The 14,341-nt window shown below is 44.8% G+C and carries 14 protein-coding genes; 8 read left to right on the top strand and 6 right to left on the bottom strand.

Features of this window, described 5'->3' with window-relative positions:
• Positions 1-274: 274 nt before the first annotated feature.
• Entirely contained in the window at positions 275-1,423 is a 1,149-nt protein-coding gene (locus ACM0OZ_RS40245) for a retroviral-like aspartic protease family protein (protein WP_414588463.1), read from the bottom strand.
• Positions 1,424-1,547: 124 nt separating this feature from the next.
• Here ACM0OZ_RS40245 and ACM0OZ_RS40240 point away from each other — a divergent pair, with 124 nt between their 5' ends.
• From ACM0OZ_RS40240 to ACM0OZ_RS40215, 6 genes are all read left to right on the top strand, one after another.
• The gene (locus ACM0OZ_RS40240; protein WP_414588462.1) at positions 1,548-1,685 is read left to right on the top strand and encodes a hypothetical protein; all 138 of its coding nucleotides are present in this window, start codon (positions 1,548-1,550) and stop codon (positions 1,683-1,685) included.
• Between the two features lie 138 nt (positions 1,686-1,823).
• Entirely contained in the window at positions 1,824-2,990 is a 1,167-nt protein-coding gene (carA, locus tag ACM0OZ_RS40235) for a glutamine-hydrolyzing carbamoyl-phosphate synthase small subunit (RefSeq protein ID WP_414588461.1), read from the top strand.
• A gap of 260 nt (positions 2,991-3,250) precedes the next feature.
• Positions 3,251-3,622, top strand: a complete 372-nt coding sequence (locus tag ACM0OZ_RS40230) for an STAS domain-containing protein (protein ID WP_414588476.1) — start codon at positions 3,251-3,253, stop codon at positions 3,620-3,622.
• 483 nt (positions 3,623-4,105) lie between these two features.
• Positions 4,106-4,591 carry a Mini-ribonuclease 3 gene (locus ACM0OZ_RS40225; protein ID WP_414588460.1) on the top strand — a complete coding sequence of 162 codons (486 nt, stop codon included), beginning with the start codon at positions 4,106-4,108 and terminating at the stop codon, positions 4,589-4,591.
• Positions 4,592-4,684: 93 nt separating this feature from the next.
• Entirely contained in the window at positions 4,685-5,665 is a 981-nt protein-coding gene (gene rlmB / locus ACM0OZ_RS40220) for a 23S rRNA (guanosine(2251)-2'-O)-methyltransferase RlmB (RefSeq protein ID WP_414588459.1), read from the top strand.
• Between the two features lie 85 nt (positions 5,666-5,750).
• The gene (locus ACM0OZ_RS40215; protein ID WP_041033301.1) at positions 5,751-6,053 is read left to right on the top strand and encodes a DUF1816 domain-containing protein; all 303 of its coding nucleotides are present in this window, start codon (positions 5,751-5,753) and stop codon (positions 6,051-6,053) included.
• A gap of 384 nt (positions 6,054-6,437) precedes the next feature.
• On the opposite strand, the gene ACM0OZ_RS40210 is transcribed toward ACM0OZ_RS40215, so the two are convergent.
• The 5 genes from ACM0OZ_RS40210 to ACM0OZ_RS40190 all read right to left on the bottom strand — a co-directional run bounded on the left by ACM0OZ_RS40210 (position 6,438) and on the right by ACM0OZ_RS40190 (position 11,454).
• Positions 6,438-7,292, bottom strand: a complete 855-nt coding sequence (locus ACM0OZ_RS40210) for an alpha/beta fold hydrolase (protein ID WP_414588458.1) — start codon at positions 7,290-7,292, stop codon at positions 6,438-6,440.
• 144 nt (positions 7,293-7,436) lie between these two features.
• The gene (locus ACM0OZ_RS40205) at positions 7,437-8,129 is read right to left on the bottom strand and encodes a CAP domain-containing protein (protein WP_414588475.1); all 693 of its coding nucleotides are present in this window, start codon (positions 8,127-8,129) and stop codon (positions 7,437-7,439) included.
• Positions 8,130-8,272: 143 nt separating this feature from the next.
• Positions 8,273-9,154, bottom strand: coding sequence for a GDSL-type esterase/lipase family protein (locus ACM0OZ_RS40200; RefSeq protein ID WP_414588457.1), 882 nt, complete (start codon positions 9,152-9,154; stop codon positions 8,273-8,275).
• 466 nt (positions 9,155-9,620) lie between these two features.
• Positions 9,621-10,367 (bottom strand): CAP domain-containing protein, encoded by a 747-nt coding sequence (locus ACM0OZ_RS40195; protein WP_414588474.1) that lies wholly within the window; start codon positions 10,365-10,367, stop codon positions 9,621-9,623.
• 265 nt (positions 10,368-10,632) lie between these two features.
• Positions 10,633-11,454, bottom strand: a complete 822-nt coding sequence (locus ACM0OZ_RS40190) for a DsbA family protein (RefSeq protein ID WP_414588473.1) — start codon at positions 11,452-11,454, stop codon at positions 10,633-10,635.
• 815 nt (positions 11,455-12,269) lie between these two features.
• On the opposite strand from ACM0OZ_RS40190, the gene ACM0OZ_RS40185 reads away from it, so the two are divergent.
• Entirely contained in the window at positions 12,270-12,461 is a 192-nt protein-coding gene (locus ACM0OZ_RS40185) for a hypothetical protein (protein WP_414588456.1), read from the top strand.
• Between the two features lie 206 nt (positions 12,462-12,667).
• Positions 12,668-14,341 (top strand): NACHT domain-containing protein (locus tag ACM0OZ_RS40180; protein ID WP_414588455.1); only part of this gene is annotated, 1,674 nt, incomplete at its 3' end.

The following is a 14,341-nucleotide window of genomic DNA, read 5'->3' as shown; positions in this document are numbered from 1 at the left end:
AAAATAATATGATAGATAACCCCTCCAACCCCTATAAATATTAGGCTTTGGAGGGTTCAAATGTTGCAGCAAAAAGTGAATTAGTTTTGACATTCCCACGCCTAAAAGGGGATAGGATTCTTGGGCTGAGACTGCGATGAGCAAGTTTTCCCCACTCACGTCTTACATTCTCATATCGCACCATTACAGATGCCTCCGCAAGCGTTAATTTCCGTGTGTCCCACGGTATTTGATGATTACTGTACCATATTAGTGATTTTACCGGAAGATTTTGTCAACGCAAAGGATCGACTACAGGTTGGCGCTCCTTGGGCAAAGTTGGAGCAATAAATTCAGCTTCTTGCGTGGAATTGATTTGTGAGTGTGATTGCGGGCGAAATTCTACGACATCGCGTTTGATGGTGATATCATAGTCACCAAAAAAGTCATGTCCAAGAAGCCCAGTTTCTAGATCTGTGCCTGCGATCGCCACTGCTACGCGATTCACCTTAACTCCACCAACTTCCATCGAATCCACATAGCCGATGGGAAATTCTACTGCTTTGGAACTTGCCGTATTTGCCTTGGCTCTTCCAACTTGCACCACTGCCAAAGCATTTGCCATCTTCTGGGTAATCACTGTGCCACTAGCTCCCGTATCCACAATCATCTCAAAGAGCTGATCGCCATTGAAGGTGACTTCGATAATTGGTGTGCCACCAATTCGCCGTTTGATTGGGGCTGTATACACCGGTTGTTCGTTTTGCCGTTTCGTTGGAACGACCAACGCCTCTTGTTGTTTCAGTGGCGCTACTGTCAGTGGCGCTACGGTCGTCGGCTTTGGTAACGGTGGTAACGGTTTTTGCCGAGGTGCTAAGGGTGGTTGGGTGACACTTGGTTGGGTGACACTTGGTTGGGTGATACTTGGTGTCACAGAAGGCTCGGGGATGCCAACTGCTACCCTCTCCGGTTGTGCTTGTTGTGGTGGATTTACTGGACGAGTGGCTTTTTTTGTAGCATATTTTACATGGCGCTTGTAATCTATGATTTTTGCTTGAGCGCTTGTGAAATAAGGACTATCAACTGGAACTTTCTGCATCAGGGCGATCGCTTCTTGCAGCTCAATTGCCACCAAATTCCAATCATCTGTGGATTGAGCAGATTGGCTGATGCTAAGAGCGCTAACAGCTTTATCTAGTCCCTGTTCAAAATAACCGACTTCAATCTCAGACAAGTGCTGCCTTGCTGGCTCTAGTTCTGGGCTAGCGCTTAGAGGTGTCGTTGTGGCAGCAGGCGGGGCAACACTCTTATCTTCAGGCACAACAGGCTGCTCATCACCACTTGTCACGGCAACCTGTTGCTCTCTATTACAGCCAACAGTTAAAACCGCTAGTGTGGTTGACAGAAGAATCAGCCCTGCTCGGGATAAAATAAATTGAACCATAATTAATTTTAAATTTTATCTGTTCTAAGGTTTTGAAATCTACTGCCACTGCCCATTACTGTTTAAAAATTTTGTGTCTTCGAGTCTTAAGCTTTGGTTAATTGAGTTATAAGTTCCGAAATCCTTGAGTCATGGCATAATATTCGTTCGCAGTATCGAGTCAATCGAGAAATGGGGGAGTAAGGATAAAGCAGATGAGCGAGATGGGGGAGATAAGGGAGATGAGCGAGATAAGGGAGATAAGGGAGATAAGCAAGAGTAGTTATTATTCATTCACTTCCTCATTCTCCTCATTCTCATCCTCCTCATTCTCCTCATTCTCATCCTCCTCATCTTCACCACTTACTACTCCCCGATCCCCTAACAATCCCAAATCCCTAATCCTTCAATTTCATAGCTTATGCCTCTATCTGACGCAATACCTGCTATTTTTGTTTTGGCAGATGGAACCACGTATCGTGGTTGGTCTTTTGGTGCCACTGGAACCAAGATTGGGGAAGTGGTTTTTAACACTGGCATGACCGGATATCAAGAAGTGCTGACCGACCCTAGTTACTGCGGTCAGATAGTCGTTTTTACTTATCCTGAATTGGGAAATACTGGCGTTAATCCAGAGGACGAGGAATCAAGTAGACCGCAGGTGCGAGGTGCTGTTGCTCGGAATATTTCTACTCGACCAAGTAACTGGCGCTCCACACAGTCATTATCTGACTATCTTGAACAGTACCAGATCCCAGGTATATACGGCATTGATACCCGCGCCCTTACCCGCAAAATTCGGATTTTCGGAGCGATGAACGGTGGCATTTCCACAGAAATTTTAGATGAGGCTGAGTTGCTAGAGCAAGTGCAGGCAGCTCCTAGCATGAAAGGATTGAATCTCGTCCGCGAGGTCACCACCCCAAATATATATGAATGGTCTGATCCTACCAACCCGGTATGGGAATTTAATCCTGCTTGCCAAGAACATTCTGGGGAATCTTTCACCGTTGTCGCTATTGACTTTGGCGTGAAACGCAATATAATGCGTCGTTTAGCGAGTTACGGTTGCCGCGTCATTGTTGTTCCCGCTAATACCCCACCAGAAGAAATTCTCAAATACAATCCAGATGGGATCTTTCTTTCTAATGGTCCTGGGGATCCAGCATCTGTCAGCGAAGGTATTGAAACGACCAAAGCGCTACTGGAAACTCACAAACCCATGTTTGGCATTTGTATGGGACACCAAATTTTGGGTCATGCGCTTGGTGCTGAAACTTTCAAACTCAAATTTGGTCATCGTGGTTTAAATCAGCCAGCTGGTTTGCAACAACGAGTCGAAATTACCAGCCAAAACCATAGCTTTGCCATTGACCCAGAAACTTTACCTAACGGTGTTGTAGAAATTAGCCATCTTAATTTAAACGACTCCACCATTGCTGGGTTACGTCACAAGTCCCTGCCCGTGTTTTCTGTACAATATCACCCAGAGGCAAGCCCTGGTCCTCACGATGCTGATTATCTGTTTGAGCAGTTTGTCCAAGCAATGCGAGCAGCTCGTCGAGCCGGAGTCGCCACAGTAGGGTAAAAATGGAGAAAGCTGCACAAAAGAGGACAAGGAGACAAAAAAGATGAGGGGTATGCTGTCGGATGCTGTCGGATAAGGGGGATGCTGTCGGACAAGGAGGATCAGGAGGATATTACTTTCTCATCTCCCTCACTCCCTCACTCCCTCACTCCCTCACTCCCCCACCTCCTTTCCTGCCAGCAGGTTGTAGACAACATACAATAAAACCATCTATACTTGAGCGTTCGCCATAACTATTTCGCCATAACTATGAGGAGGGAATTATTGCTGAGCCACTTAATCTAACTGTAAGCCTGAGAGGCACTCGAGAAGTCCGGGATAACTGTCAGCTATTCCGCCTCACAGGTTTGTTAGACGCCTTTTCCGAACCGACATTTCGCAAGGTACTTGGGAGCAAGCTCGACGAGGGACCAAAGCACATTATTTTGGATCTCTCACAAATCGATTTTGTTGATAGCTCCGGCTTGGGTGCTTTGGTGCAGCTCGCCAAGCAGGCTCAAAACTCCGAAGGCACTTTGCAAATTGTCACTAATGCCCGTGTCACTCAAACGGTCAAGCTTGTTCGCTTGGAGAAGTTTCTCGCCCTACAAACATCAGTTGAAGCGGCTCTAGAAAACGTCAAGTCGTCTTGATTGCTTGATCTAAGAGGTTAATATAGCTATCCGATCATCAAATCTGGATAGCTAAATTTTTACAGAATCACAATTAATTATCTTGTATAAGGAGGAAAGCCGAGTATAAAGATGAAGGATAACAAGGATATGATATATACTGTATAAGCCTGAAGAATCGATAGCTGTATGCTACTATAAAATAGTATAATATCAATATACTATCAATTTGATTATTTATACCTTATACTTTAGGCTTTAGAAGCATCTTTATTTTTAGAACCCAGAAAAAGCATCTTAGATACTTCTGGATTTCACACTTCAGGTTGAGAGCCTTCAGTATACGAAATGGCAACTAGAAATTGAAAAAAAGATAAAAATTGCGCAGTAAATTTTTTTGCTTTGATTATGCTTAGGTAGACCTGCATGGCAGTCTGCGGGTAGAAAAGTCAAGTTTTCCCGAAGAAAGCCTTTCTCATGTAGCCTGCGAGGAAAGAAGAACTTGTGACATCAAAGGAGGAAGACCCACTAGATGGATCAAATAATGAAGCTCTCAGTCAGGATTCAGTTTGGTGTCAACTACTAACGGCAAGCAGAGAGCAATTATTCCAACAGATTTCACAGGCGCAACTGCAACAAATTTCTCCTACTGCTTTAGCATATTTGGGAGACGCAGTTTATGAACTGTACGTCAGAATGTTTTATCTACTACCACCTAGGCGACCAGAAACATACCATCATCTAGTTGTGGCACAAGTGAGAGCAGAGACGCAGGCTAAAATGTTGCAAACACTGTATCCTCATCTGGAGGACGACGAGTTAGAAATTGTCCGACGGGGTCGCAACGCCGCCACAGGACGCCCAAAGCGGGTCGCTCCCGCAACATATCAACAGGCAACTAGTTTAGAAACTTTAATTGGCTACCTGTATCTTACCGATTTCCATCGCTTAACCGAACTGTTGCAAAAACTTCACCTAGAAAAGCCGTGAGAAATCCTGCCTCACACTGGCAAAACTTGTAGAGTAGGTTCGGTAAATTGAGGTAAAAAGGATGCCTACTTATAAGCTCTACCAACGACTCATATGATAAATAAACCAAGAAAAATCAAGACTTCTGGCGAACCAAATAGTGGGCGACAACCTTTGAGAATGAAAGCAAAGCGTGTCATTTCTCTTCCAAGTCGCGCTCCCAGAGATAAAGGTCCTAAGGTCATAACAGAAGGCTCACGCCCACATCGTAAATTCTCCGATTCATCCACTTCTTCTCAACAATCAGAAGATACGGATTTGATCTACGGTCGTCATCCAGTGTTAAGTGCTTTGGAAAATGAGCGCGGTCTCAACCGTATCTGGATTACTTCGCGCCTGCGATATGATCCCCGCTTTCACTCGCTGATTTTACGAGCGAAGGAAAATGGCACAATTATCGACGAAGTTGAACCCAAGCGCTTAGACCAAATCACAGACCAAGCGAACCACCAAGGTATAGCGGCGCAAGTTGCTCCCTACGATTACATTGATTTGGATGAGTTGATCACACAGGCAAAATCTGTAACCGATCCAGTGATTGTTGTCGCTGAAGGGATTACGGATCCCCACAATTTGGGCGCAATTATTCGCAGTGCAGAGGCGTTGGGTGCTCAAGGAATGGTGATCCCCCAACGCAGAGCATCTGGTATTACCTCTACAGTTATGAAAGTGGCTGTTGGTGCTTTAGAAAACTTTCCAGTCGCGAGAGTGGTGAACTTGCAACGCGCTTTGGAAGAACTCAAAGCCGCTGGCTTTTGGATTTACGGTACTGCAACGGACGCAAGCGAAACTCTGCATATGGTGGATTTCAAAGGTCCTATTGTTTTGGTAGTTGGTTCTGAAGGCGAAGGTCTGAGTATTTTGACACAACGCCATTGCGATTTTTTGGTGTCGATCCCCCTACAAGGTAAGACTCCTAGCCTGAATGCCTCAGTAGCAGCAGGAATGGCGCTTTATGAAGTTTACCGACAACGCTGGATAAATATGCTACATCTCGATAAATTACAAAAAATTTCTTTGAAAAAAGAACAGTAAACAGAGTATAAAGAAATGTAAAACAGACACAATTAGCAGCATATCATCTAGAACCCAGTACCATATTTAGAAATCGGCGAGAACCATGAAAACCACTTGGAATAACCTTAAGGAATTCTTAATTAACATATTCCACAACTTTGGCTTCGCTTGGTGGGTAGAAGTTGTGACACAAAATCCTCGTTGCACCTACTACTTTGGACCGTTTCTCAGTTCTCTTGATGCAAAAGCGGCGATAAAAGGCTACGTAGAAGATTTGGAACAAGAAGGAGCGCAAGGAATTATTATTAATGTCAAGCGCTGCAAGCCAAATGCTTTGACGATCGCTGACGACCTGGGGGAAAGGATTGACCGCAAAGTAAAGCCTGTCTTTAGCGGTCAAATGTAATCAAACTGAGAAGAACTCAGAACACAGAATTTACCAATTGGTGAATATTTTTACCAATTGCAGCAAGCGATTCTACAAGCAAAGAATTATTCATCTCCATAAATAAATATTGGAGGGAGATTTTTGCTTGAATTGAAATCCACCCGCAAAACAACCCTTTTGGGTTCTGGTCGGAGTTTTGGAGTCCCCCACTCCGCTGCATACTTGAGTTGTGAGTTCTTTTCTAGTCAGAAGGCTAGTGGTCTATCGCATTAGTTTTGAAGGCGTTGTAATGAGTGCAAACACTCAAAGAGTTTAGGACGCGCATTCCTTACTACGAACTTATACAACCATCATAATTAATGCGATAAACCACTAGTTAGTAGTTGCGCTTGCTTGCAACTACTAACGCACAATGTTTCGATTCTTCTCAAGCCAACGGTCAATGTCCCTCAAGACTTGGTTGGGGATCTCCCATGGGAAAAGATGGGCGGTATTAGGATAGCAGTGCGACTGGCAATCTTTGAGATAGCGAGATGTCTCTAAGCTAGCGTCAACTGTGATGTGGCGATCGCCTTCCCCAGCAAGTACAAGAGCAGGACATTGAATTTCTTCTAGGTCTACAAGTCGATTGTACCCAGCCCCAATCGCGGTATAAAGAGCGCGAGTCGCAAAAGCAGAAGTTTGGAGATACGCTGGTACAGCTTCTTTTGCTATGTATTTGTACGCGGTAGGAGTGTGTTGTTGGATCAGGTAGCGGAAGAGCGATCGCTTGCCGAAAGTTTCAATATTCCACTTCCAATCTGGTTTTATGCAGCTTAAGAGCGCGGCAACACCAGTATAAAGATTATCTTGCCAACTCACAGGCGGATGATTGCCTCTGGGTCGGGCAGCAGTCGCCACCAAAATTAGCCCAGTGACTCGTTCAGGTAACCGTAGCGCCAATTCCATCGCTAAAATGCCACCAAGCGACCACCCCAACACCAGACATTTTTTTATTCCAAAGCCATCTATAAGCGCTTCCAAGTCGGTCAAATGGTCGTTCATGTTAAAATTGCCATGAAACCGACTTTTGCCGTATCCGCGCAAATCTGGAGCAATAGTTTGAAAGCGTTTTGATAAGTGATTGGTAAAGACAGAAAGACTAGAACCGGAACCAGGATGACCGTGCAAGCAGAGAATCGGGAAGCCTTGACCTTGAACGTGGACGTTAAGGTTAGCAGCAGATGAAGCTGTATTGTTATGGCGAGGGTTGCTCATTTATGAGTAATTTTATTAGTAATTTATCGTTGGTTTTGAGTTATTAATTAGGAAGTACGTAAGCTCTACGGCAGGCTGTGCCAGGCGCGTAAGATCCACCCGGTAAAAGCACGCGCGTAACGTCTGCACACGAAATATAATAAATTACGATTTTTCTCTATATCCTCCTGCGTAGTTAATCACGCACATCTGCCTGTACGTGTTGTGAATTCCAAAAGCAACTCCCGTCACTTTAAAAGCAGGGTTAAACATATTTGTTCTATGACCGCGATCCGGTACCCCGTCATCAATAATTAATTGCATAACAATATCCTGTGCCGTATGGGAACCATAACTAATATTTTCCCCAGCGGTGAGTTTCCAAGTTCCGTAGCGCTTGAGGCGAGTAAAGGGATCACTCTTATCGCTGCCTTTGTGACCAAGAATGCCTTTTGAACCTTGGTCTTTGACATGATCCTTAGCCGCCAAAGACATTCCTTTGGATGCCGTTAAAGGTCCCACCGGACGGACTGACTTGAGAAAGGCGATCGCCTCATCAACCGCTTTGACTCCTTCCTGTGTTTGCAAATAAGTATGACTCGAGATTCTGACTCGATTACCTTGAAAGCGTTGTCTATACTTTTCTAAAACAGCAGCATAAGCAGCGGGATTTGTTCTCGCCTTATTCATTTCCACAATCACTTGTTGTTCAAGGCGCGAAAGAGTCTTCCCGCGTGGCAATACATCAGGATTTTCTTCAGGAATATTAGGTACAGAGGAATCAAATTCAAACAATTTATCACATGATGTGGTTAATACAGCGATGGGCGTAAACATCCAAAATACCATCCGACGCATCAACACCCTCATAACTTTAGACCAACCAGTCAATATGTATTTAGATTCATGATGTTACAACTGGTTTCCAGATGGCTATAGCAATCCTAAATCATAAGCCCTACGATCTGCTGCTACGTGAACAATAAGATTCCCAATTTCTTCTAGAAGTTGGGAATTTTAGAAGTTGTCGGAACAATGGGCGTTGGTCTACCTTTTGGTCTACCTTGAAGTACCGCAAAAAGAGCACGTATCCACTGCTGTGCTATAAACTTATTGCCTTCATCGTTAAAGTGGAGACCGTCGTCACTAAAAAGATCGCCCTGTTTCAATCGAGCAAGTACTGCGGCGTGCATATCAAGGAAGAAGATTCGCTTACCCCGTCCAGAGAGCTGCAGTACACGCTGCTTAAGAAATGCGTTGGCTTTGGTTTTCGTTTGACTAGTATCAACACCCTTCTGAATCTCCCATTTAAACGGGGGAATTGAAGCGACCACAACTCTGGCTTTGGGACGTAATAACAAGATATCATCGATAATTCCTTGAAGGGATTTTGTGAGAAACTCTGAGGTGTTATCGCCTCGTGCATCACTAGCAAAGAAATCATTGGTGCCAAGCATTATCAGCACCACATCAGGTTTGGTCGCTTGAACCCAGTCCCGAATGCTCCCTGGCTTTCCCTCCCACTGGGGGAGACGAACATTTGATTTCGGCTGTTGCAACACCTGCGCCGCCGACCAACCACCATGACACTCATTATCGGGATCAGTATATGCGCCATCTTTTTTAGTTCCCACCCAGTCTATGGTAGATCCAAGTTTGGTCTGTGCCACCGCACTACGCAGAACGGCAATATTATTTGCACATAGAGAGTCTCCTAAGGACATGACTTTGGTAGCTGCGGTGGCAGTTCCAACCGGGAGAAAACACAGTAGTATGGCAGCTAGACTGACATTACCCCACCGAGCATGGGCTGTTTTAGAGCAAAAGCACTCAATACTCTTCTCTATGCTTAACAAACGGCGGATTTGATTTTGGATAGCCATTATGTTGCCCATTTGATTAATCAGCGTACTCTTGTACTGCTAAGGTCGCGTGTCGTTTTCTGTTCCAATGCTTACTCTAACTTCATTAAGCGTCATCAAAGAAAGAGTTAAAACTATTTATATAGTTTTTATTATTTATATAGTATTTATCATTTCTATTGAGCGGACTTGATATGATATCTTTGAACGCAACTCCTTGCACTAAGCCCGTGAAGTATGTGGAACTAATTAAGCAACCAATACGTCATCATAGCTAGAGTTGTGATTCATACTTCTTGCAAAAGTCTTTTTCTGAGTCATTCTTAATAGAAAACTCCCGTTATCATGCATAAGCATTTAACGGGAGATTGCCAACAAATTTCAATTTTTTACCGCGATGCACCTCAAGGTAACTCGTTCGGGCTGGGAAGAGAGAATAGGAAAGAAACATTTCGCATTCTCTATTCCCGACCCCAAAGAGTGATGTTTAATTACGCCTACTAACTGCTGCAATTGATTTTTCTTCATACCCTGCTGCGTAATTAATCACGCACATGGTTTTGTATCTAGCGTGACTTCCATAAGCAACCCCAGCCACTTTAAAAGTGGGGTTAAAGATGTTTTTTCTATGCCCGCGATTCGGCACTCCATCATCGATAAGTAATTGCATGACGATTTCCTGTGCCGTACTAGGACCATAGCTAATATTTTCCCCAGCAGTAGATTGCCAACTTCCATAGCGGTCGATACGAGTAGATGGGTTGCTGCCATCGCTGCCTTGGTGACCTGTTGAACCTCTTGATCCATTATCTTTGACATGATCTCTAGCACCTAGAGACATTCCGATAGATGGGGTTAAAGGAGCAACAGGAGAAACTGACTGAAGAAATGCGATCGCTTCATCAACAGCTTTCACACCTTCATATGTGTGCATAAAGAATTGATTCGAGACTTTGACTCGCTTACCTTGGAACTGCTGTTTATAGTTTTCCAACATAGCGATGTATCCCTTGGGATTTGTCCGAACCTTATTCATTTCCATAATTACCTGTTGTTCCAATGGGGACAGGTAAGTTGACGCTGCTACTGTGGTAGTAGGATTGGCTTTTTCAGCTTCACTCTTTGGGCGTTCCAACGTATTGTTTGCCACAGATGGGCTAGATAGAAATGCCTGAGAACTGCAACTAGCAACCATAGCGATAGGGAACAACACACAAAATCCATTGCGACGCATTAATAACCTCACGATTTTTGTTCTATTGAGTTAATGGAGTTGCCTTGGATGCACAGCGTTTTACTGATGTTAATAATCAGTAGTTCTCGGTTTAATAGAGAACTTAAATAGAATTTGCAAATTTCTATTCTTTGTAACCTTTTGAACAACATACAGGAAACACCCTGCCTACCGAAATAGACCTTAGGGGGGATGACTTGCCATACAGGCATTGCGTAGGTATGTTTTTTGATGTTCAAAACAGCACTTATTAACTAGTGAAAATTTATCTAATACGAGTCAATGCATTCTCCATATCCGATAGCTGCAATGCACCGGATAGAATTTGACCATTCATCACAAAAAAGGGAGTTCCAGAAAGTCCCAATCTCTCGGCAAGCTGTATATCTTTCTCAATTGCAGTGTCGGCGTAAGAGCGATCGCCCTTATCGGCGCGGCTTTGCCGTTCGCCCTTATCGGCGCGGCTTTGCCGATCGCGTTTAAATTTTTCGAGATCCAAATTTAGATTTTCGGCGATATCTAAATACAATGGCTCACCCAGTTCTTTTTGATGGGTAAAGAGTGCGTCTTGGTATTCCCAAAATTTACCCTGTTGCTGTGCTGCCCAAGCAGCTGTTGCGGCTGGCATTGCTTGAGGATGAATCGATGTGAGAGGGAAATGTTTGTAGACCAAAGTGACCTCATCCTTATGCTTTGCCATAAACTGTTTTAGGGTTTTATGCGCCTGGGCACAATAGGGACATTGAAAATCTGAGAATTCTACCAATAAAATCTTGGACTGCGGTGAGCCAGTCGTGGGAGACTCACCAATCACCTCTTGGGGATTGGTTTTCATTTGACGCACAAATGCTTGCTGTGCTTGCTGTATTTGTGCTTGTTGCTTTTGTTGGTACGCTTGTACTGATTCTATGAGGACTTCCGGGTGTTCCCGGATAACCTGTAAGATTTGCTGTTCTAATTGTGAGCTGATGCGATTCGCTGCATCTGCGGGAGATGCGCAAACCAGCACTAAACACAATATGCATAGTGCTGCTAAACTACGTAGCCACTGAATATTTTTACCTAGCCAGTAGGAAAATGCACGCATACAGAAACGGATGGTGTAGACAATTTCTACCATCTCTTAGTATTCCCTGAGTTGGGTAGTATTGATTAGTCAAAATTACGCATCACTTTTAGGTTTTGTATAAACTGTAGTAATACTGTTGTAAAGATTACATCATTATGTCAGGAAAAAGTGATATATATATAGGTTCTCTAAATTGTGATCCCACCAAATCAGCACTTTACAGAGGTTATCGATTGACTGTGGAAACCTGGTGAAAGTGCCGTAGCGTAGAAGATACAGCGTTTTGCGCTACGGCAGTATCTCAGACCCAAGAGCATTATTACCTAATCGTTCTCAGGTGGCATACATCAAATGCAGGCGTGGCTCAGCGATAAGCTAGAAATAATGCCATCTTGCCTTAGGGGGAAACAATCGTGCAATCGATTCAAGAGAAGATCATAGAGAAGTTGCAATTTTTGCCATAAGCATATCTAATTCAGGTGCTGATTTTGTAGAGTCTTTGGCACAGGGAACTACCCCACCCCTTACCCCTCCTCCGCAGTCGCACGGGCGGGACGGACAGTTTCTTCCGGAGGGAAACCCTCCTGCGAACTGTCCTCGGGAACCCCCGCACGGTGAGCCAGCGCCCTTTGGAGGGTTTCCCTCGGCAGGCGACTGGCGAACCCCGAAGGGGCGCTGCTCTCCGCAAGCAGGGAGGGGAGGGCGTCCCTGGTAAACGGCTATTGCGTTTTGCGGGAACAATTCCCCTGTGAAGATTTACAACTCATGGCACAGGCAATAGAAGTTGACTGCGGCAAGGTTGATATAAATGAACGGAAGACCAATTCCTGAGAATGATATTTAGATTGCTGCGATCGCTATACAGTATCATCTCACTTTGGTATCACAAGATCAGCATTTCACAGAGGTTGATGGGTTGGCAGTGGAAATTTGGTGGCGCGATCGCCCAAAGGGCATCTCCTCAGCAAGCACCCACAACTTGTAGGGTGGGCAGTGCTAAGTCAAACCGTAAGATATGGACATAACTTTAGGGGCACTGCCCACCTTACAGTCGAAAAATGGAAACTGGTATTGACTCCGGAAAAATCAGAGCAGAAGTTGTTTCAATATGTAACAAGCTCCGAAATGCCTCAAGCGGCGATTCCGTCGTCGTTCGTTAGCTTTACGAAGTTATATTAATGAGTGAGCGGCATCGGAAACTCCATCAGCCCTTAATCGGTCAACTTCCTGCATGAGCGCAGATTTTCCAAATTACCTGCAATCTGTGTGTGATGCCTACCAACATTGGTGGAGACTGTACACCATCACAGATGTGGAAGGGAGTAAAACAGCACAGCGGCAAGAAATGCCGTTGCTGTTTGATTTTGGCTTGATGGTGGAAACGGTGCAGGCGAAGCAGCAGGAGAGAGGCGAGACGCCAGAGAAAACAGAACAGAAAACAGAACGCCTGCCAGTGCTGGAAGGAATACGTAAATATGCTGACAATCATGTGCTACTGGTAGGAAGACCAGGTTCGGGGAAATCCACAGCTTTAGCGCGGCTGTTGCTGGAAGAGGGTAATTCTTGTAGGGCAGGCATCTTGCCTGCCATAAATGCGGGCGGGCAAGATGCCCACCCCACAAGACAGGATGCTAATAAACAACAAAAGATACCAATACTAGTGGAGTTGCGGCAATACAGAACTTCGGTGCTGGATTTGATTCGAGAATTCTTGAGGCGGCATAAGTTACGCCTAGAGAGTGCGGACATTGAAACGCTGCTGGATGACCGGCAATTTTTGCTGCTGGTGGATGGAGTGAACGAATTGCCCAATGAAGAAGCACGGCGAGAGTTAAAAACCTTTCGGCAGAATTACCCGCACACGCCGATGATTTTCACTACGCGAGATTTGGGCGTAGGTGGCGATTTGGGCATTGAGAAAAAGCTGGAAATGCAGCCGTTGACGGAAGAACAGATGCAGCAGTTTGTCCGCGCTTATTTGTCAGAACAAGGTGAGGAAATGCTACGGCGGTTGGGTGGAAGGTTGCGGGAGTTTGGGCAAACGCCGCTGGTGCTGTGGATGCTGTGTGAGTTATTTAAACAAACAGGCAATGTACCGCCGAATTTGGGTTTAGTGTTTCGCTGGTTTGCCCAGAATTATGACGGCATAATTAAAAGTAAAGATGATGTCCCGGTTTCTGGGGAGTCGCGCCGGTGGTGGCAGGAGTTATTGCAGCATTTGGCGTTTGCCATGATGCAGGAAGAAAACCGTACAGAGTTGCGAGTCACGATTGACAAGCGAGAAGCGGAAGCAATTTTTGAGAAGTTTCTTCAGGGCAAAGTTGATTATCCTCCCACTCGGGCGAAAGAATGGTTAGAGGATTTGCTCAAGCATCATTTAATCCAAGTTGCTAGCAATGAGCAAATAGAGTTTCGCCACCAGTTGCTTCAGGAATACTACGCGGCAGAATGTTTACTTCAGCAGCTTCCCAATATTAGTAAGGAGAAGTTGAAACGAGATTATCTCAATTATTTGAAGTGGACAGAACCTTTAGCGCTGATGTTGGCGTTGGTGAAGGAAGAGGAGCAGGCGGTGCGGGTGGTAGAGTTAGCCCTAGATGTGGATTTGGCGTTAGGGGCAAAATTGGCAGGGGAAGTCAAGCGAGAGTTTCAGGAAAAAACAGTTGATTTAATTTTAAAGTTAAAGGTTCCTGAATTGCTCAAGATTGAGTTTTTGGGTATCACAAAATCTGGGTACGGAGTCGCATTTTTAAGTGATAGATTACAAGATGAAGATTCTGATGTGCGTTGGAGTGCCGCATCTGCATTAGGAAAAATCAAAGATACCCAGGCAGTACAAGCTTTGATTCAAGCTTTGAATCATCAAGATTCTTCTGTGCGTAGCAGTGCCGCATCTGCATTAGGA

Origin of the sequence: Scytonema sp. PCC 10023, from assembly GCF_963920835.1 — a bacterium.
Lineage (GTDB): Bacteria > Cyanobacteriota > Cyanobacteriia > Cyanobacteriales > Nostocaceae > Kalymmatonema.
Note: the sequence above shows the minus strand (reverse complement) of the source record. Positions and strands in the feature narration are given on the sequence as shown.